Raw genomic sequence first — 19,293 nt, forward strand, 5'->3', positions numbered from 1 at the left:
AAGTGATAATCGAGCATGGCAAAAGATAAATCGGGTTACATCATCGCTGCGGCGTTCATCGGCCCCGGCACTGTAACAACAGCCAGTTTAGCCGGAGCCAATTTTGGCTTTCATTTGGTGTGGGCGCTGCTTTTTTCCATAGTGGCTACTATGGTATTACAAGATATGGCCGCCAGACTAGGCGTTGCAACGGGTAAAGGACTGGCTTCAAATTTGCGAGACATGGCTACAGCGCCATGGCTACAAAAGCTGTTTACGCTACTAATCATTGCTGCAATTGGTATCGGCAACGCAGCCTATGAATCAGGCAATCTCACTGGCGCCGCTATTGGCCTAAACGCCTTCGCAGACTTAGGAACCGGTACCTGGGCGCTACTGTTAGGCGTTCTGGCCGTCATGCTTATGTGGACAGGTCGTTATCGGTTGATCGAAACCGTACTTGTTGTACTGGTGTTTATTATGGCGCTGGTGTTTGTACTCACCCTGATTTTTACTAAGCCTGATTGGCAGGCTATGTTTTTACAACTGTTATCACCCCAACTCGACGTTGATACCATTACTATGGTGCTTGCGCTGATCGGTACCACAATCGTGCCCTACAACCTTTTCCTGCACGCTTCCTTGGTCGCCAAAAATTATCAAGGTGCTGAAAAAGCGGCAGCGATTCGAGCCAGCCGCCGGCAATCGGCAATTGCTATTGGTGTAGGCGGACTTATTACACTGGTAATAGTTGCAACAGCAATGATGGCGTTTTTTCATCAGGCCGCCACTATGGATGTCACAAACATGGGCAACCAGCTCTCGCCAGTGTTAGGAGAGTGGGCTCAGTGGCTCTTCGCTATGGGTTTATTTGCTGCCGGACTAACCAGCGCTATTACCGCTCCGTTGGCAGCGGCTTTTGCAGTTTGTGGTGCACTAAATTTAAAGGAAGATTTAACGAGCTGGCCGTTTCGCGCTATCTGGCTTGCAATAATTATTACCGGAGTGGCTATTGCCGCAGCCGGCTTTAAACCTTTGGCAGCCATTGTCTTTGCCCAAGCCGCCAATGGCGTACTACTTCCTGTGATTGCCGTTTTTTTGCTGATAGTAATGAACAAGAACAAGCAGCTAGGAGCATTCAGAAACGGTACCACCAGCAACCTGCTGGGGCTACTGGTGGTAACTGTAGTGGTTTGTCTAGGGCTCTACAAACTGGGATCGTTATCTATCTGATGCGCGGTTCCCTGCCAGGCGAGACAATATATTTTCCAACATAGCTCGGCTGCAGCCATAGTTAATCCGAAAACACTCTGATGCATGAAAATCTGCGCCGGGAGAGGGTCCGACCCCGCGGTTTTCAGCCCACTGTTGTACACTGCTGACCTGTAATTCAGTAGCGTCAACCCAGGCCAGAAAGGTGGCTTCGGGTTTTAACATACGCAGGCCAGAGACGGCGTTTACTACCTCAAAAACCCGATCCCGGTTGCCGCGAAGGTAGTCAAGTTGCGCCCGATGCCAGTCATCACATTGCGTGAACGCGGCCTGTGTAGCTACTAGTCCCAGTACATTTACCCAGGGTACCATGCCTGCAGTTGCCTGAGTAAATTGCTGGCGCAATTTACGATTCGGGATAATAGCAAATGCCGCACCTAAGCCAGCCACGTTAAAAGTTTTACTAGCGGCCATTAAGGTAACACTGTTATCTCGTAACGCGGCCTCACGACCAGCAGGCAGATGTTTACACCCTGGTTCAAGCACAAGGTCACAGTGGATTTCGTCAGAACATAACAAGACATTGTTCTGCTCACAGATCTGCGCAACCTGATCCAGTTCTGTTTGCGTCAGCACTGAGCCTACAGGATTCATCGGGTTGCACAGGATCAACAACTTACACTTAGGATCTGCCGCCTGGGATTCAAGTTCATTAAAATCCAGCGTATGTCTGCCGCCAACTTCAACTGTGCCAATATCCACCCGTTCAAGATTATTCAGCTTCGGCGCAGCCAGAAGTGGTGGATAATTGGGCGTTTGTACCATCACTTTGTCACCGGGCTCGCAATACGCCTTACAGGCCGCATTAAAAGCGGGCACCACACCGGGCATCCAGACAATCCACTCAGCAGAAATTTGCCAATCGTGTTTATCCTTTAGCCATCTAACAACCGCTTCGTTGGCTGGAGTATGCTGGCCAGGAAGCACGTATCCCATGTTACCGTGCTCCACTTTTGCCTGCAGCGCATCCAGTATAGGCTGTGCGCAGCGGAATTCCGTATCGGCCACCCAGGCAGGTATGATGTCTTGTCCTTGATATTTCTGCCATTTGAAAGAATAAGTATTTTCACGGGAGGGGGTATTGTCAAAATCGAACGGCACGCTTTCTTCCTGTATTTACGAAAAACCTTAGAAACAGTGTAATGATTCGTCTAGATGCTTACCAGAGGTGAGTGGAAAATTCACTCGCCTTTTGCTGCAATCGCTACAACTTTATTCACCACATCCTCAACGACAAAAGGCTTCGCCAGAAAGTGAGTCGCCCCTAGTTCTTTGGCCCGCATGACAGTTTCGCGAGTCGTATCAGCAGTTAATAAAATAAAAGGAATATTTATGTGTGCAGAACGACAAGCCTGGAGCAATGATAGGCCATCATACTCGGGCATCCGCTGATCACTTATCACAACGTCCAGGGTGCCGGCAGTTTGTTTAAGTAAAAATTCACGCGCTGCTTTACTGCGGGAAAAGGCGTATACCGTTGCGGATAGCTGTTGCTCTAGTCCCTGGGTGATTAATTCAAGTGTAATAGAGTCATCTTCAATAACGGCAACTGTAATGTTTTTCATGGCAAGTCGTTCTGGTGCAGATATTATCTAGAGGATAAGTGCTGACATTATATATGCAAGGATTCTTGCGCAGACTTTATACTAATCCACCTTAATGTGGCTTAGTATTACTAGGTCCTAGTGAGCAGCATCATATAATGCGCATAAACAAAAAGGGCGCTGGTACTTAATACCAGCGCCCTTTTCAATTTCGTAATGATTATGCTTTTGAGCGAGACGCCCGTTTACGATCGTTTTCCGTTAACAGCTTTTTGCGAATACGGATGCTCTTAGGCGTCACTTCTACCAGTTCATCTTCATCAATAAACTCTAACGCTTGTTCAAGAGACATCAATACTGGCGGCACCAGGGTTTGCGCTTCGTCTGTGCCTGAAGCACGAACGTTGGTTAATTGCTTACCTTTCAATGCATTTACCGTTAAGTCATTGTCACGGCTATGGATGCCGATAACCATACCTTCGTAAACTTCCACACCATGACCGATAAACAAACGGCCACGCTCCTGCAAGTTAAACAAGGCGTTAGTCAACGCTTTACCAGGCGCGTTCGCAATCAGCACACCGTTTTTACGCTTGCCGATTTTGCCGCCTTTATGCGGACCGTAGTGGTCAAACGTGTGGTACAACAAACCTGAACCTGACGTCATTGTCATAAATTCAGTTTGGAAACCAATTAAGCCACGGCTGGGGATGATGAAGTCCATGCGTACACGGCCTTTTCCATCTGGTGACATGTCACGCATTTCTGCTTTACGCAGACCCAACTGCTCCATAACAGACCCCTGATCTTCGTCTTCGACATCAATAGTCAGACTTTCAAAAGGTTCCTGCAACTGGCCGTCAACTTCTTTAAGAATAACTTCAGGACGAGATACCGCCAGTTCGTAGCCTTCCCGACGCATATTTTCAATCAGGATACCCAAGTGAAGTTCACCACGGCCTGATACGCGGAATTTGTCAGGGTCGTTCATTTCTTCAACACGTAGTGCCACGTTATGAACCAGTTCTGCTTTCAAGCGGTCAAGAATATTACGCGAGGTTACGTATTTACCTTCTTTACCGGAAAACGGCGAGGTATTAACCTGAAAGGTCATAGTCACTGTGGGTTCATCTACCGTTAACGGCGGTAAAGCTTCTACGGTATTCACGTCACAAATGGTGTCGGAAATTTTCAGTTCACCAAGGCCGGTAATAGCAATAATATCTCCGGCATGAGCCAAATCGACATCATGACGATCAAGACCAAGATAGCCTAATACCTGACCTACCTTACCATTACGCTTTTTACCCTCAGCAGTAACAATCGTGACTTGCTGGTTAACTTTAACATTACCGCGGGCCACACGCCCAATACCAATAACGCCAACGTAAGAGTTGTAGTCCAGCTGTGAAATTTGCATCTGAAACGGTCCATTCGGATCCGTCTGCGGCGCTTCTACTTGATCGACGATAGTTTGGAACAACGCCGTCATATCAGGCTCTTGTTTGTCAGCATCCAAAGATGCCCAACCATTCAGAGCAGATGCATAAACAACCTGGAAATCCAATTGTTCATCTGTCGCGCCAAGGTTGTCAAACAAATCGAAAACCTGGTCCATAACCCAATCAGGACGCGCACCGGGTTTGTCAATTTTATTGATAACAACAATTGGCTTTAACCCTTGAGCAAAAGCTTTCTGCGTTACAAACCGTGTTTGTGGCATTGGGCCTTCCTGAGCGTCAACCAGCAACAGCACAGAATCAGCCATAGACATTACCCGCTCTACCTCGCCACCGAAATCAGCGTGTCCTGGGGTGTCCACAATATTAATGCGGTAATCGTTCCAGTTGATAGCGGTGTTTTTAGCTAAAATCGTAATGCCGCGTTCTTTTTCAATGTCGTTAGAGTCCATGACTCGTTCCTGGACTTCGCCGCGGCTTTCCAGGGTGCCTGACTGCTGAAGCAGTTTATCAACCAAGGTAGTTTTACCGTGGTCAACGTGCGCGATGATCGCGATGTTTCTTAATTTCGTAATATCAGTGGTAATCATGGAGTTAGAGCCTGTTTAAATCGGCGCGAGTGCAAGGAGATATGCCGCGAAGATTTGATTGCTTGATCTGAACAATAAAAATGTGCGCGGATTGTACAGAAAATCCGTTGCATTTGCGCATCTTTTTTTAACGAATTATTTTTACGCGAGGAACCTGTATAAAGCAAAACCCGACACCATCTGTGACATGTTCAGAAAATCTCCTGTAAGCAGTAAATTATAGAAGCGGCAGTAGAATCTGCAAATGCAGTAGCGATCGTTTGTAGATTCCTCTAGTCTAAGACATCAGCGGCCGCACCGCTTGCACGATTATGGAACAACCAAGCACCAAATTGGTGCGAATTATTTCTGTATTGGTGGATTCGCTTCGGGCTATGCTTGATGGGCGGGCTTTTGTGCAGCTGGCATGAATATCGCTTCAAAATTTCTTATCTTGTTGGGGTGAAAATTTTCACTCTGCATTTTTACATAAAAACCTGGAGGACACGATGTCAGTAGAAAAGGCATTAGAACTGATACAAGAGAGTGAGGCGAAATTTGTAGATTTACGCTTTACCGATACTAAAGGGAAAGAACAACACGTATCTATCCCTGCATCCCTTGTCGACGAAGAATTCTTCGAAGAAGGAAAGATGTTTGATGGTTCTTCTATTTCTGGATGGAAAAGCATCAACGAATCAGACATGGTCCTAATGCCGGACCCAACCACAGCGGTGTTGGATCCGTTTGCTGAAGAAACGCAGGTAAATATCCGGTGTGATATTCTTGAGCCAAATACAATGGAAGGTTACGATCGTGACCCGCGCTCAGTTGCGCGCCGTGCGGAAGAATACTTAAAGTCGACCGGTATCGGTGACACAGCCTTTTTTGGTCCGGAACCAGAATTCTTCCTGTTTGATGATGTAAAATTCCACACTGATATGGCAGGCTCATTCTTTAAGATCGATTCTGCAGAAGCAAAATGGAATTCAGGTGAAGATTTTGAAGGCGGTAACATGGCTCACCGTCCTGGTGTCAAAGGCGGTTATTTCCCTGTACCTCCTGTAGACAGTGCGCATGATACACGTGCAGCAATGTGTCTGGTAATGGAAGAAATGGGTCTGCGCATTGAAGCTCACCATCACGAAGTGGCTACCGCAGGTCAAAATGAAATTGCCTGTGAGTTTAATACGCTGGTTAAAAAGGCGGATGAAATTCAGATCTATAAGTATGTGGTCCATAACGTTGCTCACGCTTATGGCCAAACAGCCACCTTTATGCCTAAGCCTATTGTCGGCGACAACGGTTCAGGTATGCATGTTCACCAATCCATTTCTAAAGATGGAAAGAATATCTTTGCTGGTGATAAATATGCGGGTCTGTCAGACGAAGCGCTGTTCTATATCGGCGGCATTATCAAGCATGCTCGTGCGCTTAATGCATTCACCAATGCATCGACTAACTCATACAAGCGCTTAGTGCCTGGCTTTGAAGCACCGGTAATGCTGGCTTATTCCGCCCGCAACCGTTCGGCTTCAATTCGAATCCCTTACGTTACGAGTGACAAAGCGCGCCGTATCGAAGTGCGATTCCCTGACCCAACTGCCAACCCTTATCTAGCCTTTGCTGCAATGATGATGGCGGGTCTTGATGGTATTAAAAACAAGATTCACCCTGGCGACGCCATGGATAAAGATTTGTATGATTTGCCTCCTGAAGAAGCGAAGGATATTCCAACCGTAGCCGATTCACTGGAAATGGCTTTGCAAGCGTTGGATAATGATCGCGACTTCCTGAAAGCAGGCGGCGTTATGACTGATGACATGATTGATGCGTATATCGCGCTTAAATATGAAGAAGTCCTTACATTGAAGATGTCTACTCACCCAGTTGAGTTTGACTTGTACTACAGCGTATAAACTCTTCGTTATCCATAATGATACCAAGCCCGCTTATGCGGGCTTTTTTGTGACTGTCTGATTGTACTAATATACGTTTAACGGTTTTTCTACTATGCTACGGTTATGATTACAGTGCTTCGTTTTACCACACTGCTACTGGTGCTACCTGCAGTAGTTTTTGCCACTCATGCTGAGCAAGAACCACTCTATAAAGTGGAGCTTGAAGACGGCACCGTTCTGTATACTGACACTTCTGTTAAAAACAGCGAACCCGTGGAACTTGATGCGACCACTCAAAATACCACTGATAAGCTCGCCAATCCGGTCTCCCCCCCTTCGCCTCCCGCGTCAGACAATGCCAGGCAGTACTCTGTCAGTATTATTTCCCCCCAACCAGAGGCGACCATTCGTAACAATAGCGGTAATCTGACTATTCAGGCACAAGCATCCCCTAAAGCCAAAGCGCAATATCAACTTTGGCTCGACGGTAACGCCATACAGCGCAATAACTCTGGCACATTCTCGCTAACGGGTATCGACCGCGGCGCTCACTCCTATTCCGTCCATTTACTCGATAATAAGGGCAAGACTCTTGCATCTACCGAAGTTCAGACACTGTACCTGCATCAGGCTTCAGCGTTAATTAATACGAACTAGCGGTCAATTGTAGCGCACGCCCCGCACCATAGAAGAACATGATAATTTTTCTCTGCGGCGTAATATTCCCGCTCAGTTGGCAATATTAGGTATAATGCACCAAACAAGTGCAAGGAGACGCGCTCGGCATGCAAGCCACCGAGTTTGAAATGAATAACCTCTTAAATAATCTCAATACCGTGTTGGTAATGATTGATGACAGGTTAAACATCGTGTACGCCAATCACGCCAGCGAAGCCTTATTTGAAACCGGCACCAAGCAGCTCTATGGTCATCCGCTGTCTGATTTTTTTATGCCCGATTCAATTAATAAGGCACGGCTACGCGCTGCTTTAAGACGCGGTGAAGACTTTACCGAAAACGAAGTACGGTTAAGCTTTAAAGACAATCGCTTCGTACTGGCTGATTTAACCGTCACTAACCTACAAACAGAAGAAGGGCCGCGTCTTCTTTTCGAAGTGCGGAAAATTGATCAGCAGCGGCGTATTTCCCGTGAAAATCAGCAAAACGCACAACACTTTGCTGCTCGGGAGTTAATTCGGGGTCTGGCCCATGAAATTAAAAATCCGCTTGGCGGTATTCGTGGCGCCGCACAGTTGCTGGAAAAGGAACTGAACGATGATGAGCAGAAAGAATTTACGCAGATGATCATCGAGCAGTCCGATCGGTTACGGATGCTGGTCGATCGCTTGCTCGGACCGAACTCCCTCCCCCGCTTGAAGTGGAGTAATCTGCATCAAACGCTTGAGCGAGTGCGGAACCTGATGAAGGTCGATTCTGATACACCCATTACTATCATCCGTGATTATGATCCCAGCATCCCTGACGTTCGGGTTGATCAGGATATGATTCAACAGGCTGTGCTGAATATTGTTCGTAACAGCGTGCAGGCGCTGAGTGAATCGCAAACCGCTAACCCGCAAATTCGTTTAATAACCCGCGTCGGTCGCCAGATGACTATTCAAGGTCAGCGCCATGCCCTCGTTGCGAAAATCCAGATAGTTGATAACGGCCCCGGTATTCCGATGGCAATTAAAGACACGCTGTTTTATCCGATGGTGAGTAGCAAACAAAATGGCAGCGGGCTTGGTTTGTCCATTGCACAAACGATGATCAACCATCACAGAGGAAAAATTGAAGTGGACAGCCATCCTGGTCACACTGCATTTGTCCTTTACTTACCCATAGACAGAAAGGAGTCGGAAGAATGAATAACGAGTCCGTATGGATCGTGGATGATGACAGCTCCATCCGCTGGGTGTTACAAAAGGCGCTTCAGGCCGCCAATATTGCCTGTTTATCTTTTGAAAATCCCGAAGATCTTCTTTTACAGTTGCAAAGCGGACAAAGCCCAGAGGTTATTATCTCTGACATTCGTATGCCTCAGATGGACGGAATGACCCTGCTCAAAGAAGTTCATGACATTGAGCCGACGATTCCTGTCATTATTATGACTGCTCATTCTGATTTAGATAGCGCCGTTAACGCCTATCAAAGCGGGGCATTTGAATACCTTCCCAAGCCCTTCGATATTGATGAAGCTGTTACATTAACGCAGCGAGCGTTGGCTCATGCCCGGGAACAGAGCCGTCAAAACCAGGCACCGCCTGATGAGACAGTACCAGAAATTATCGGCGAAGCACCCGCCATGCAGGAAGTTTTTCGTGCTATTGGTCGGCTTTCCCGTTCCTCTATCAGCGTGCTTATTAATGGGCAGTCTGGCACCGGCAAAGAGCTTGTCGCTCACGCCTTACATCGCCATAGCCCAAGGGCTGCCAGTCCATTTATCGCACTCAACATGGCAGCAATTCCGGCAGATTTGGTAGAGTCGGAATTGTTCGGACACGAAAAAGGGGCGTTTACCGGGGCCCAGACAGCGCGGCAAGGCCGGTTTGAACAAGCTGATGGCGGCACTTTATTTCTGGATGAAATAGGTGATATGCCGCTGGATGTGCAAACCCGCTTGTTGCGGGTATTGGCTGACGGACAGTTTTATCGCGTAGGCGGACATCAATCAGTTACTGTCGACGTGAGAATCATAGCCGCCACGCATCAAAATTTGGAAAAAAGGGTAACAGAAGGAAAGTTTCGCGAAGATTTATTTCATCGCCTGAACGTTATCCGTATTCATATTCCGTCCCTTTCTGAGCGACGCGAAGATATTCCCCTGCTTGCCCGGCATTTCCTTCGCCGGGCAGCGAAAGAACTGAATGTTGAAACCAAGTTATTAAGCAAAGAGGCCGAAAAAGTAATGGCAAAACTGGCTTGGCCCGGCAACGTGCGACAACTGGAAAACGTTTGCCGATGGCTGACAGTAATGGCCAGTGGTCAGGAAGTGTTACCCAGCGATTTACCACCGGAAATTCATAGCGATGGCACCATTGAAAAAGCGAGTGGACAAGCTGGGGAGTGGCCAGACATGTTGGCCAAGTGGACGGACAAATTACTTCGGGACGGCCATTATAATATTCTAAACGACGCTATGCTGACATTTGAAAAAGTCATGCTGGAGCGGGCACTTCACTACACTCATGGGCACAAGCAGGATGCAGCAAAACGCCTGGGCTGGGGTCGCAATACGCTTACCCGTAAGCTAAAAGAGCTTGATATCAACGCCTAGCTAAATCAAAAGAGGCAAAATTCGCCTCTTTTGCTCTGTAGAACAAATTAGCTGCTTTTAGTTAATAAGGTTGTCATGGCCTGATTAAAGGTGCGTAACCACTTCATACTGAACTGGCCTTTAGCTTGCCGGTTAATAGCAATCACCGCTTCTTTCTTGGAGAGTTGCTTGTCTTTATTGTGGGATCGGGAGTGTGTCATTGCGTCGTAAGTGTCTAAAATTGCTAATAGTTTCGCTCCATCGCAAATATCATCTTCTTTTAATCCCAGCGGGTAACCGCTGCCATCTATCCGTTCATGATGTTGCATAACAATTTTACGCGCATGATCCCACTGATCCAGATGCTCAAGCAACCGCGAGCTTTTATAAACATGGGAGCGCATTAAGTTAAATTCATTTTCCGCATACGCTTCGGTTTTGTTAAGCAGAGATAACGGCATAAATGCCATTCCAAAATCATGCACATAACAAGCAACAGAAAGTTGGTCGTCGTCTATGGGACTGTCGGCCTGATGATTGATATATAACGCCAGCTTGGCAATACGATCGCCTCTTCCCACCCAGTAGTTAGAGCGATGTTCTATGGTCTGCATCAGATCGCGGAAAAACAACATGTCGGCGCGCTTTTCGCCGCTGATATCTTTCAAAATGCCAGTGTTGGCAACGGTCGCCGGGGGGCCTGAGTTCTTGTCAGACGATTTATCTCTATTACCATCGCTGCGGATATCCAGCTTCGGGTTCAGCAACAATACCGCATCTGTCAGTAATTGTTCATGAGCGCTGTGATTAGTAGGCGTGATACGAGCAATCGCCATGGCAAGCTGTTCATGCAGCGTCTGGTCGTATTCTGTGCGCCCGGCTGCCATAATACTTTCAACAAAGGCTTTTACGCGGTCCATTGTCAGCAGTACCAAATCGCTCATGGTACTGGTGTATTCAACTTGCCCTTTGCGAAGATAATCGAGCAAGTCTTCCACATGCTGTAACAACGGAAGCAACGGTGTAAAGTTAACTAACCCCAAATCGCCTTTTATGGTGTGAATTGACCGAAACAGTGAGCGTTGCAGTTCATTATCAGTAGGACGTAACTCTAATTCAATGAGCGTTTGCTCACTGGCTTCATACAGTTCGTTGATTTCCTCCATCAAATCATTAAGGATATCTTCTTCAAGTTCTTCTGGAACAAATGTCTGCATGGCTTTTACCGCTTTTATAGGTATCATTGATGTTATATCACTAAGCTATCGGTTACGCTAACCGTGGCTTTAGTACTATCGTCTGGTTATTAATAACACTGATCGGACATGTGAGGCCTGTTCTATATTTTATACTGCGCCGCAAAATTTATAAAAGGACCCGAAGTGCTCGCAATTTTACGCATTATTGTACTCCTCGTTGCATTTGTTTTTATTAATATCATTGTTTTTGTCGTTTGTGTCTGCCGCCCTTTTCACCGTAACAACGTAAACTTTGCCGGCCAAATGTACGCTCTGCTGGCGAACATTTTGGGCTTGAAGGTTATTGTGAAAAAATCATCGGCTATCAAACGTGAAGAAGCTTATGTTTTTATTGCCAACCACCAGAACAGTTATGACATTGTAACCATTTGCAAGGCAGCGTTGCCTGGAGTGGTCACCGTAGGCAAAAAAAGTCTTAAATGGATCCCGATATTTGGCCAGATTTACTGGTTATCCGGCAACATTATGATTGATCGCAAAAACACAGGCAAAGCGCGCGATACCTTGGCTTTGGCGGGTCAAAAAATTAAAAAGAAAAAAACCTCTGTCTGGGTTTTTCCCGAAGGCACACGCAGTAATGGCCGCGGCTTATTGCCCTTTAAATCTGGTGCTTTTCGTCTGGCTCGCACCACTGAAGAACCTGTAGTAATGGTGGTAGCTAGTAATCTTCACAATAAGGTAAAATGGAACCGGTGGAATAATGGCGTAGTGCTGGTTGAGCTTTATGCCCCACAAAGATTGACGGATGAACACACCATCAAAGAGTGGACCGATATCTTCTATAAGCAGATGCAGCAAAAAATGTCCGAACTAAACGCTCAGGTCGCTGAAATCGAAAAAAACAGTTAAACTTACGCTAACAGAAGCCGCAGATAAATTTTATGACTCAATTTGAAGAACGAGAAGAATGGTACGAATTTAATCAGGAAACTATAGACGCCCTGATTGAAGACGGTAGCGAAGCCGATGCGGATTATACTATTGAGCATCACTTTGCCAGTAACCAATTCGATCAACTGGAAAAAGCTGCGGTAGATGCCTTTAAAGCAGGATTTGAGGTTTCCGACGCGGAAGAACTGGTCTTAGATGACGGCGGCATTGTGTTCTGCTTTGACGCCGTTGTGGAACGTAAGCTCGAGCGGTCGCCTTTGGACAGAGATATTGATACCTTGTTGAAGATAGCCGACAAACATAAAGTGCATTATGACGGCTGGGGTACGTATTTCATGCCTAACGATGGCGAAGAGTTCGATGAAGATTATATAGATGACTGATTCAGACGGCCGGATCGTTTTGTCCAAAGATTTCAACCAGTATTTATCCCTGCTCTGACGACTACGGTTCGCCGTATGTAGCCGCCAATTTAATGGTGTGAGTAAGCACGTGGCTGTCTCCAACTTCCCCGTGCCCTGGTATTACCAGGCTTATATGTGGATATTGCTGCATCACATTTTTTACCGATTGCGGCCACTCAGATACAAATGCATCACCGGTATAGCCTAAACTATCGGCCTCTGTCGCACGGGTTAAGCACCCGCCCACCAAAATATTATCTTCTTCCAGCCATACCACCACATTGTCTTTTGTGTGTCCCGGCCCAGGATAATAAACTTCAATGTGTGATTCTATTTGAGTGGGAGTTCCTTCGACTGCATGCTTTGCGACAGCTTTGTGATTTGCTTCCAGCAACCTGTTGGTCAGTCCCAGCGCGTAAGTGGCAACACCAGCCGTGTTTAGCACAGCCATTCCTGCCGTACGATCATCATGATAATGCGTTGAGATACTTTTGCTGATAGGTTTTCCCATTTCCTCAGCCCACTTAAGCAGCGCGATTGTTTCTTCAGCAGTCCAGGGTGTATCGATCAGCACGCTGTGATCGTCGTGGAGCAAGATTACGCCATTTGAGGAGACCAAACCAAATCCTTCAACATTTTTATAAGAAATGTGCAGAAATACGTTGGTCTTCAGCTGGGAAATTTCCATTTCAGGGACGGGGGCCGTAACAGCCCAGACAAAAAACTGTGAAAGCAGTAACGTAATCAACGATATCAGCCGTATCAATATGGTGCTCCAGCAAGCAAAATTTTAAGTTAAGGAAGGTTTCAGTTTTCATTCATGTTTGCCCAGCCACAATGTGCTTACACTATTTCTGTACGAAGGGAAGACAATGAAACGAAAAAATTCAACCCGACTAGCTGTTATGACTGCATTACTGTTAGCGGCAGGTTTATCATCTACTGTACAGGCTGCAGAAGGCGTTGCCAAGATAAAGGAATTTCAGTTTGATAAACCTGTCGATCCTGTTGCGGCTGCAAATCACCACAATAGCAAAAAAGTTAAGCCTTCAATTTCCTCTTTTCCGTCAAAAAGCCGGGAACGTGTGGCGACTTACGAAGAAGCTGATTTTTGGATTTTCGACAGCTGGACGTCAGTCAGTGCCGACTACGACTATGACGGTTACTATACATGGTTTAGTGTAGAGTTTGATGCCGATACCGTGTATGCAAATGTGCCGGTGTACGCGGTCATTTATCTGGGAGATGAGCAAAGTTTTCAGTCAGTGCATGTGTCTTCCGTGTTTCATATTTACGGTGAGGACAGTAACGACAGCTTTGTTGTTGAAACCGAATTGGTTACCGGCTATGCGCCGTATGAATATGATGTAATGGTGGAGCTTTACGATGCCAATACTGATGAGCTTATCGCCATGACTGACGGCTACGACGACGCCGACCTTGCGTTTTTAAGCCTTGAAAGCAATGATTACGATGAGCCTTATGTTGAGGAAGAAACAGTGGTGGTTGTCGAACAGCATGGTGGCGCCTTAACTCTCCCTGTACTTGCCGGATTGATGGGGTTTATATATTGGCGTCGAAGAATTGCGCAACGGCCAGCAACAATAAACTAGTTTGCTGAACGCTGCGCTTTTTCAACCTTAAATATTTGCTGTTGTTGGCGAGGTAAACCTACACGGCAAACTTGTTAGTGAGAACGCGTAAATTTTCTGCCAGACGCGCCAGCTCGGAACTTGAGGAGCTAGTCTGACTTGCTCCAGCAACAATTTCAGTATTGAGATCTTTAATCCTTACCAGACTACGATCGACTTCGTTGGATACAGTGGCCTGCTGCTCGGCAGAAATTGCAATGGCATCGTTTTGCTCACTAATTCGAGCGACTGACTGAGCTATCTCATTCAACGCCTCTCCCGCTGAAGTCGCTACTAGCAGCGTTTGTTTAGCCGAATTTTGACTGGTTCCCATTGAGTCTACTGTGGTCTTCGCACCAGCCTGAATCGAGTGGACCATAGTTTCTATTTCCTGCGTCGATTCCTGGGTGCGGTACGCCAAGGCTCTTACCTCGTCTGCCACCACCGCAAAGCCTCTACCCGATTCGCCCGCTCTAGCCGCTTCAATAGCCGCATTTAGCGCCAGCAGGTTGGTTTGATCTGCAATAGTACCAATGACATCCAGAACGCCGGAAATCTTCTGGATTTCCTGTACCAGATCATCAAGTCCAATAACGGTTGCATCCATATTTTTTTAAAACCGCCTGGACTTCAGATATCGTGTTCTGTACCTGCATTTTACCCGTGCTTGCTTTCTGATTAGCGTTTTCAGATTCTTTCGATGTGCCCACTGCATTTCGGGCAACCTCTGCAATTGCTGCTGTGAGTTCGGTTACCGCAGAAACCGACATTTCCAGCTGTTGGTTTTGCTCGTTAATCCCATTATTCGACTGCTGAGTAACGATACTCAACTCTTCTGACGTAGAAGCCAACATATCCGAAGATTCTTTTATCTCTTCTATTGCGTGTCTTAAGTTTGACTGCATCTGAACTAGCGCCGCAACCAGTTGCGCCAGTTCATCGTCGCCGTCATCTTCAATAGGTTGCGTTAAATCACCGTTGGCAATACTTTCTGCCGCCGACAACGCCACCCGGGTAGGACGCAGAATACTTTTTGTGAACAGCGTCGCCAGCAGAAATACCAGCACAATTGACATCAGCAAGATGATGCCTAAAAACATAAGAGACTGATCATACACCTGATTTGTCTGATCATCGCTATCTCTAATCCGTTGTTTCTGAAAATCCACCAGAGACCTGACATCGTTGGTAACGGCTTCTCGCAACATCTTCATTTCCTGATTCTGCATAAGCAAAGCCTCGTCCAGTCCCGCTGTATCCAGCAATGTCATCTGTTCAACTTGCAACGCAAAAAAACGACTAATATCTCGTATGAGAGCATCGGTTAGCGCTTTTGCTTCTTCAGCTTTGGCGAGTTCACTCATTCTGTTGAGCTGGTCGCTCAGCTGGGTTTTAGCCTGCGTAAGTATCCGCTCATACTCAATTCGTTCCTCAGCGCTAGTTGCACTTAAAATGTTGGAATTCTGCAATCGGTAATTTAGGAAGCTGGTTAAAATTCCTGCCGAAGCCTCAAGGGCGGGCACCCGGTGGTTTGCCACTACAGAGATTTCATCGTTAAGATGAGAGAGTCTCATTATAGACAGTGCTGCGACTACCAGCACAATCAAGCCAATAAGGCAAAAAGCAAAAAGCAAACGCAGATCTTTTCCCAATCGAAATTTTTCTCAACATAAATATTTGGCTCCGATTATCTTTTTATAAATTTCGCCTTCCCTGGCAGATTAACGTAGATTATAAAGTCGCTATCTTAAATGTAGGCGATAAAGAGTTTTATGCCTCCTAAGATTTAGCTATCGGCTGTCATACAGAAATATTTGGTTGGAAACGGCTGGCGGCACGCTAAAAAAAACCACCGGCCTTGGGCCGATGGTTTTTGAACAGAGCTTAAAATTTTGGTCTATCAACGCGGTCTTACAATGCGCTAATAGTGGTGTATTGCTCTTTCAGTTTCGACAGTTGCTTTTTCGCATCTTCAAGTTTTGCGCGTTCTTTTTCAATAACAGCTTCTGGTGCGTTACTAACAAATTTTTCATTTGAAAGCTTGCCGTCTGTACGTGCCACATCTTTTTCCACTTTGTCCATGGCTTTAGAAAGACGGGCCAGTTCAGCATCCTTATCGATAAGACCGGCCATGGGTATCAGGATTTCCATCTCCCCCACCAGCGCTGTAGCACTCGCTGGCGCTTCTTCACCAGCAGCTAAAATTTTAGCCGATTCTAATCGGGCAAGCTTATCCAAAAATCCGCGAGCCAGATCAAGGCGACGTTGGTCGTCCTGACTAACGTTGCGCAGCAAAGCGCTAAGGGGCTTGTTCGGGCTGATATCCATTTCTCCGCGAATATTACGAATACCTACAATAAACCGCTTCACCCACTCAATATCACTAAGCACCTGATCGTCATCTTTGCTGGCATCAACCTGCGGGAAAGACTGTACCATAATGCTGGCGTCTGCCGGTACTTTCACTGCGCTTAACGGCACCACCCGCTTCCAAATTGTTTCCGTAATAAACGGCATGAATGGATGTAATAGGCGAAGCAGGCTTTCCAGTACGTTGATCAATGTATGACGGGTACCGCGCTTTTCTGCTTCGCTGCTGGTGTCGCTGTTAAGTACCGGTTTGGTTAATTCAAGATACCAATCGCAGAACTGATTCCAGGTAAATTCATAAAGGGTCTGTGCCGCAATATCAAAGCGATAATCTGCCAACGCGCTTTCGAATTCTTTTAGCGTCTGCTGAAATTTGGCCCAAATCCAACGATCTGCCAGACTTAAAACAATATCACCGCCCTCGCGGCCGGTATCCTCTGTCTCTGTGTTCATCAACACAAACCGGGACGCGTTCCAGATCTTGTTACAAAAATTACGATAGCCTTCAACCCGGCCCATATCAAAATTAATATCCCGGCTGGTAGACGCCATGGCAGCAAAGGTAAAACGTAATGCGTCGGTGCCATAGGCATGAATGCCTTCCGGAAACTGTTTACGAGTACGTTTAGCAATTTTTTCTGCTAACTGAGGCTGCATCATTCCCGACGTACGTTTGTTAACCAGCGACTCAATATCAATACCATCAATCAAATCAATAGGGTCGAGCACGTTGCCTTTTGACTTGGACATTTTGTCGCCATTTTCATCGCGAATAAGACCGGTAATATAAATATCTTTAAAGGGAATTTGGCCAGTAAACTTCTTCGTCATCATAATCATTCTTGCTACCCAGAAGAAAATAATATCAAAACCCGTCACCAGTACAGAAGAAGGAACAAAAGTCTGTAGCTCTGGTGTATTTTGCGGCCACCCCATGGTCGCAAACGGCCATAATGCGGAGGAAAACCAGGTGTCGAGCACGTCTTCATCCTGGCGAAGCGTAACGTCGGCAGACAAATTATGGTTAGTGCGCACTTCTTCTTCAGTGCGAGCCACATAAATATTGCCTTGGTCGTCATACCACGCGGGAATGCGATGGCCCCACCACAACTGGCGGGAAATACACCAATCCTGAATGTTGTGCATCCACTGATAATACGTTTTATTCCAGTTTTCAGGAATAAAACGTATTTCGCCTGACTCCACGGCTTCAATTGCCGGTTTCGCCAGCGATTCCACCGCCACATACCATTGATCAGTTAGATAAGGTTCGATAACGGCGCCAGTGCGATCACCCCTCGGCACTTTTAACTTGTGGTCTTCTATCTTGACCATCGCACCTTGCGCTTCCAAATCAGCCACAATCTGCTTACGGGCCTCAAAGCGATCTAAACCTTGATACGCTTCTGGTGCCTCGCGATTAATTTTAGCATCATCGGTAAGAATGTTGATCATAGGCAGGTCGTGGCGCTTGCCCATATCGTAATCATTGAAGTCATGAGCAGGCGTAATTTTTACGCATCCGGTACCAAATTCCGGATCGACGTAATCATCGGCAATAATAGGAATAAGGCGACCGGTAATCGGCAGCTTAATTTCCTTGCCAATGAAGCTTTGATAGCGCTCATCATCAGGATGAACAGCCACTGCAGTGTCGCCCAGCATGGTTTCAGGACGAGTGGTGGCTACCACTAACTCACCGCTTCCATCTGCCAATGGATAACGCATGTGCCACATGAACCCCGCTTCTTCTTCATTCAGAACTTCTAAATCAGACACGGCGGTATGCAGTACAGGATCCCAATTGACCAATCTTTTCCCGCGGTAAATCAGCCCTTCTTCATGTAGTTTTACAAAAACTTCTGTGACCGCCGCAGACAAATTTTCGTCCATGGTAAATACTTCGCGGTCCCAATCTGCAGACGTTCCCATACGGCGCATCTGTTGGGTAATGGTGCCGCCACTGTGTTCTTTCCACTCCCAGATTTTCTTCAAGAACTCTTCACGCCCTAAGTCGTGGCGAGTTTGGCCCTGGGCATTCAATTGACGTTCCACTACCATCTGGGTAGCAATACCGGCGTGATCAGTGCCCACCTGCCATAATGTATTGTTACCTTTCATGCGGTGGTAACGCGTGAGGGCGTCCATTATAGTTTGCTGAAAGCCGTGCCCCATATGCAGGCTTCCGGTCACGTTAGGTGGTGGCAGCAAAATACAATACGGGTCTCCGCTCCCCGAGGGCTTGAACAGTCCCTTTGATTCCCATTGCTGGTAACACTGCTGTTCAATCGATTGCGGCTCGAAGGTTTTGTCCATACTTACTCTCAATTGTCGGCCGATTGAAACTGCATACTACAACCGGCTTGCTGATATTGTTTATAACGGATCCGCGCCGCCTTTTTAGCCTCTTCGGCATGGGGCACGAAATCGATAATGTGTTGATAATGGTTTAGTGAGCTGAGCATTTTTTCGCTCAAATTAACCACCATATTGCGGCGTGATAACTGAGATTCTTCCCAGCAAATTTCCACCGGCGTACCTGTAGGCGGCCCTTCTCCCACCATGTTATGCGGCACAAAGCGATCGGCAGGTAACTGCCAAAGCAAGTCATCCACAGTTTCTGCCGCTTGCTGGGATGCGCACAGCACCGCACAACGTTGCTTGCGGGAATAAGCCTCAGCAATCAGATTGCATGCTTTCACCGCCGCAGCGTTATTCTCATCAGGCAGTGAGTAAAAGGTCACCTGCGGCATTTAG

17 protein-coding genes are annotated in these 19,293 nt (G+C 46.8%); 8 read left to right on the top strand and 9 right to left on the bottom strand.

The genetic code is table 11. From position 1 onward, the window contains the following. Positions 1-15 precede the first annotated feature (15 nt). Positions 16-1,212 (top strand): Nramp family divalent metal transporter, encoded by a 1,197-nt coding sequence (locus CA267_RS04690; RefSeq protein WP_075608559.1) that lies wholly within the window; start codon positions 16-18, stop codon positions 1,210-1,212. Here the strand turns inward: CA267_RS04690 and CA267_RS04695 are convergent. The 3 genes from CA267_RS04695 to typA all read right to left on the bottom strand — a co-directional run bounded on the left by CA267_RS04695 (position 1,201) and on the right by typA (position 4,845). Then, positions 1,201-2,352, bottom strand: a complete 1,152-nt coding sequence (locus CA267_RS04695; RefSeq protein WP_075608558.1) for a MalY/PatB family protein — start codon at positions 2,350-2,352, stop codon at positions 1,201-1,203. The genes CA267_RS04690 and CA267_RS04695 overlap by 12 nt on opposite strands. An 80-nt stretch (positions 2,353-2,432) precedes the next feature. After that, complete coding sequence (locus CA267_RS04700; RefSeq protein WP_075608557.1) at positions 2,433-2,816, bottom strand: response regulator; 384 nt, start codon at positions 2,814-2,816, stop codon at positions 2,433-2,435. Positions 2,817-3,015: 199 nt separating this feature from the next. Further along, complete coding sequence (gene typA / locus CA267_RS04705; RefSeq protein WP_075608556.1) at positions 3,016-4,845, bottom strand: translational GTPase TypA; 1,830 nt, start codon at positions 4,843-4,845, stop codon at positions 3,016-3,018. 488 nt (positions 4,846-5,333) lie between these two features. On the opposite strand from typA, the gene glnA reads away from it, so the two are divergent. From glnA to glnG, 4 genes are all read left to right on the top strand, one after another. Beyond that, positions 5,334-6,743 (top strand): glutamate--ammonia ligase, encoded by a 1,410-nt coding sequence (gene glnA, locus CA267_RS04710; protein WP_075608555.1) that lies wholly within the window; start codon positions 5,334-5,336, stop codon positions 6,741-6,743. 105 nt (positions 6,744-6,848) lie between these two features. Beyond that, the gene (locus CA267_RS04715; RefSeq protein ID WP_075608554.1) at positions 6,849-7,382 is read left to right on the top strand and encodes an Ig-like domain-containing protein; all 534 of its coding nucleotides are present in this window, start codon (positions 6,849-6,851) and stop codon (positions 7,380-7,382) included. A gap of 128 nt (positions 7,383-7,510) precedes the next feature. Then, complete coding sequence (gene glnL / locus CA267_RS04720; RefSeq protein ID WP_075608553.1) at positions 7,511-8,593, top strand: nitrogen regulation protein NR(II); 1,083 nt, start codon at positions 7,511-7,513, stop codon at positions 8,591-8,593. Beyond that, complete coding sequence (gene glnG / locus CA267_RS04725) at positions 8,590-10,002, top strand: nitrogen regulation protein NR(I) (RefSeq protein ID WP_075608552.1); 1,413 nt, start codon at positions 8,590-8,592, stop codon at positions 10,000-10,002. The genes glnL and glnG overlap by 4 nt, the downstream gene beginning before the upstream one ends. A gap of 47 nt (positions 10,003-10,049) precedes the next feature. Here the strand turns inward: glnG and CA267_RS04730 are convergent, their stop codons facing one another. After that, positions 10,050-11,198: an HD domain-containing phosphohydrolase gene (locus CA267_RS04730; protein ID WP_075609996.1), complete on the bottom strand. Its 1,149-nt coding sequence runs from the start codon at positions 11,196-11,198 to the stop codon at positions 10,050-10,052. A gap of 165 nt (positions 11,199-11,363) precedes the next feature. Here CA267_RS04730 and CA267_RS04735 point away from each other — a divergent pair, with 165 nt between their 5' ends. Continuing rightward, positions 11,364-12,089, top strand: coding sequence for a 1-acylglycerol-3-phosphate O-acyltransferase (locus tag CA267_RS04735; RefSeq protein WP_075608551.1), 726 nt, complete (start codon positions 11,364-11,366; stop codon positions 12,087-12,089). A 32-nt stretch (positions 12,090-12,121) separates the two neighbouring features. Continuing rightward, on the top strand, positions 12,122-12,514 hold the full coding sequence (gene rraB / locus CA267_RS04740) for a ribonuclease E inhibitor RraB (RefSeq protein ID WP_075608550.1): 393 nt from the start codon (positions 12,122-12,124) through the stop codon (positions 12,512-12,514). A gap of 61 nt (positions 12,515-12,575) precedes the next feature. Here the strand turns inward: rraB and bla are convergent, their stop codons facing one another. After that, the gene (bla, locus tag CA267_RS04745) at positions 12,576-13,301 is read right to left on the bottom strand and encodes a subclass B1 metallo-beta-lactamase (RefSeq protein WP_097349181.1); all 726 of its coding nucleotides are present in this window, start codon (positions 13,299-13,301) and stop codon (positions 12,576-12,578) included. Between the two features lie 106 nt (positions 13,302-13,407). On the opposite strand from bla, the gene CA267_RS04750 reads away from it, so the two are divergent. Beyond that, positions 13,408-14,148, top strand: a complete 741-nt coding sequence (locus CA267_RS04750) for a choice-of-anchor H family protein (protein WP_075608549.1) — start codon at positions 13,408-13,410, stop codon at positions 14,146-14,148. Between the two features lie 58 nt (positions 14,149-14,206). Here the strand turns inward: CA267_RS04750 and CA267_RS04755 are convergent, their stop codons facing one another. The 4 genes from CA267_RS04755 to CA267_RS04770 form a co-directional block, all read right to left on the bottom strand. Further along, complete coding sequence (locus CA267_RS04755; protein ID WP_083638323.1) at positions 14,207-14,773, bottom strand: methyl-accepting chemotaxis protein; 567 nt, start codon at positions 14,771-14,773, stop codon at positions 14,207-14,209. Further along, complete coding sequence (locus CA267_RS04760; protein ID WP_083638321.1) at positions 14,748-15,818, bottom strand: methyl-accepting chemotaxis protein; 1,071 nt, start codon at positions 15,816-15,818, stop codon at positions 14,748-14,750. The genes CA267_RS04755 and CA267_RS04760 overlap by 26 nt, the downstream gene beginning before the upstream one ends. Before the next feature lie 259 nt (positions 15,819-16,077). Beyond that, the gene (locus CA267_RS04765; protein WP_075608548.1) at positions 16,078-18,852 is read right to left on the bottom strand and encodes a valine--tRNA ligase; all 2,775 of its coding nucleotides are present in this window, start codon (positions 18,850-18,852) and stop codon (positions 16,078-16,080) included. An 8-nt stretch (positions 18,853-18,860) separates the two neighbouring features. Further along, a complete protein-coding gene (locus tag CA267_RS04770) occupies positions 18,861-19,289 on the bottom strand; it encodes a DNA polymerase III subunit chi (protein ID WP_075608547.1) in 429 nt (142 codons plus the stop codon). Positions 19,290-19,293: the final 4 nt, after the last annotated feature.

It is taken from the genome of Alteromonas pelagimontana, assembly GCF_002499975.2.
GTDB lineage: Bacteria > Pseudomonadota > Gammaproteobacteria > Enterobacterales > Alteromonadaceae > Alteromonas > Alteromonas pelagimontana.

Excerpts from the sequence above, each read along its gene's own strand:
- glnG (WP_075608552.1), top strand. The coding sequence starts at position 8,590 with ATGAATAACGAGTCCGTATGGATCGTGGATGATGACAGCTCCATCCGC.
- CA267_RS04690 (WP_075608559.1), top strand. The coding sequence starts at position 16 with ATGGCAAAAGATAAATCGGGTTACATCATCGCTGCGGCGTTCATCGGC.
- CA267_RS04730 (WP_075609996.1), bottom strand. The coding sequence starts at position 11,198 with ATGCAGACATTTGTTCCAGAAGAACTTGAAGAAGATATCCTTAATGAT.
- CA267_RS04715 (WP_075608554.1), top strand. The coding sequence starts at position 6,849 with ATGATTACAGTGCTTCGTTTTACCACACTGCTACTGGTGCTACCTGCA.
- CA267_RS04770 (WP_075608547.1), bottom strand. The coding sequence starts at position 19,289 with ATGCCGCAGGTGACCTTTTACTCACTGCCTGATGAGAATAACGCTGCG.
- glnL (WP_075608553.1), top strand. The coding sequence starts at position 7,511 with ATGCAAGCCACCGAGTTTGAAATGAATAACCTCTTAAATAATCTCAAT.
- CA267_RS04765 (WP_075608548.1), bottom strand. The coding sequence starts at position 18,852 with ATGGACAAAACCTTCGAGCCGCAATCGATTGAACAGCAGTGTTACCAG.
- rraB (WP_075608550.1), top strand. The coding sequence starts at position 12,122 with ATGACTCAATTTGAAGAACGAGAAGAATGGTACGAATTTAATCAGGAA.
- CA267_RS04755 (WP_083638323.1), bottom strand. The coding sequence starts at position 14,773 with ATGGATGCAACCGTTATTGGACTTGATGATCTGGTACAGGAAATCCAG.
- CA267_RS04700 (WP_075608557.1), bottom strand. The coding sequence starts at position 2,816 with ATGAAAAACATTACAGTTGCCGTTATTGAAGATGACTCTATTACACTT.
- glnA (WP_075608555.1), top strand. The coding sequence starts at position 5,334 with ATGTCAGTAGAAAAGGCATTAGAACTGATACAAGAGAGTGAGGCGAAA.
- CA267_RS04750 (WP_075608549.1), top strand. The coding sequence starts at position 13,408 with ATGAAACGAAAAAATTCAACCCGACTAGCTGTTATGACTGCATTACTG.
- typA (WP_075608556.1), bottom strand. The coding sequence starts at position 4,845 with ATGATTACCACTGATATTACGAAATTAAGAAACATCGCGATCATCGCG.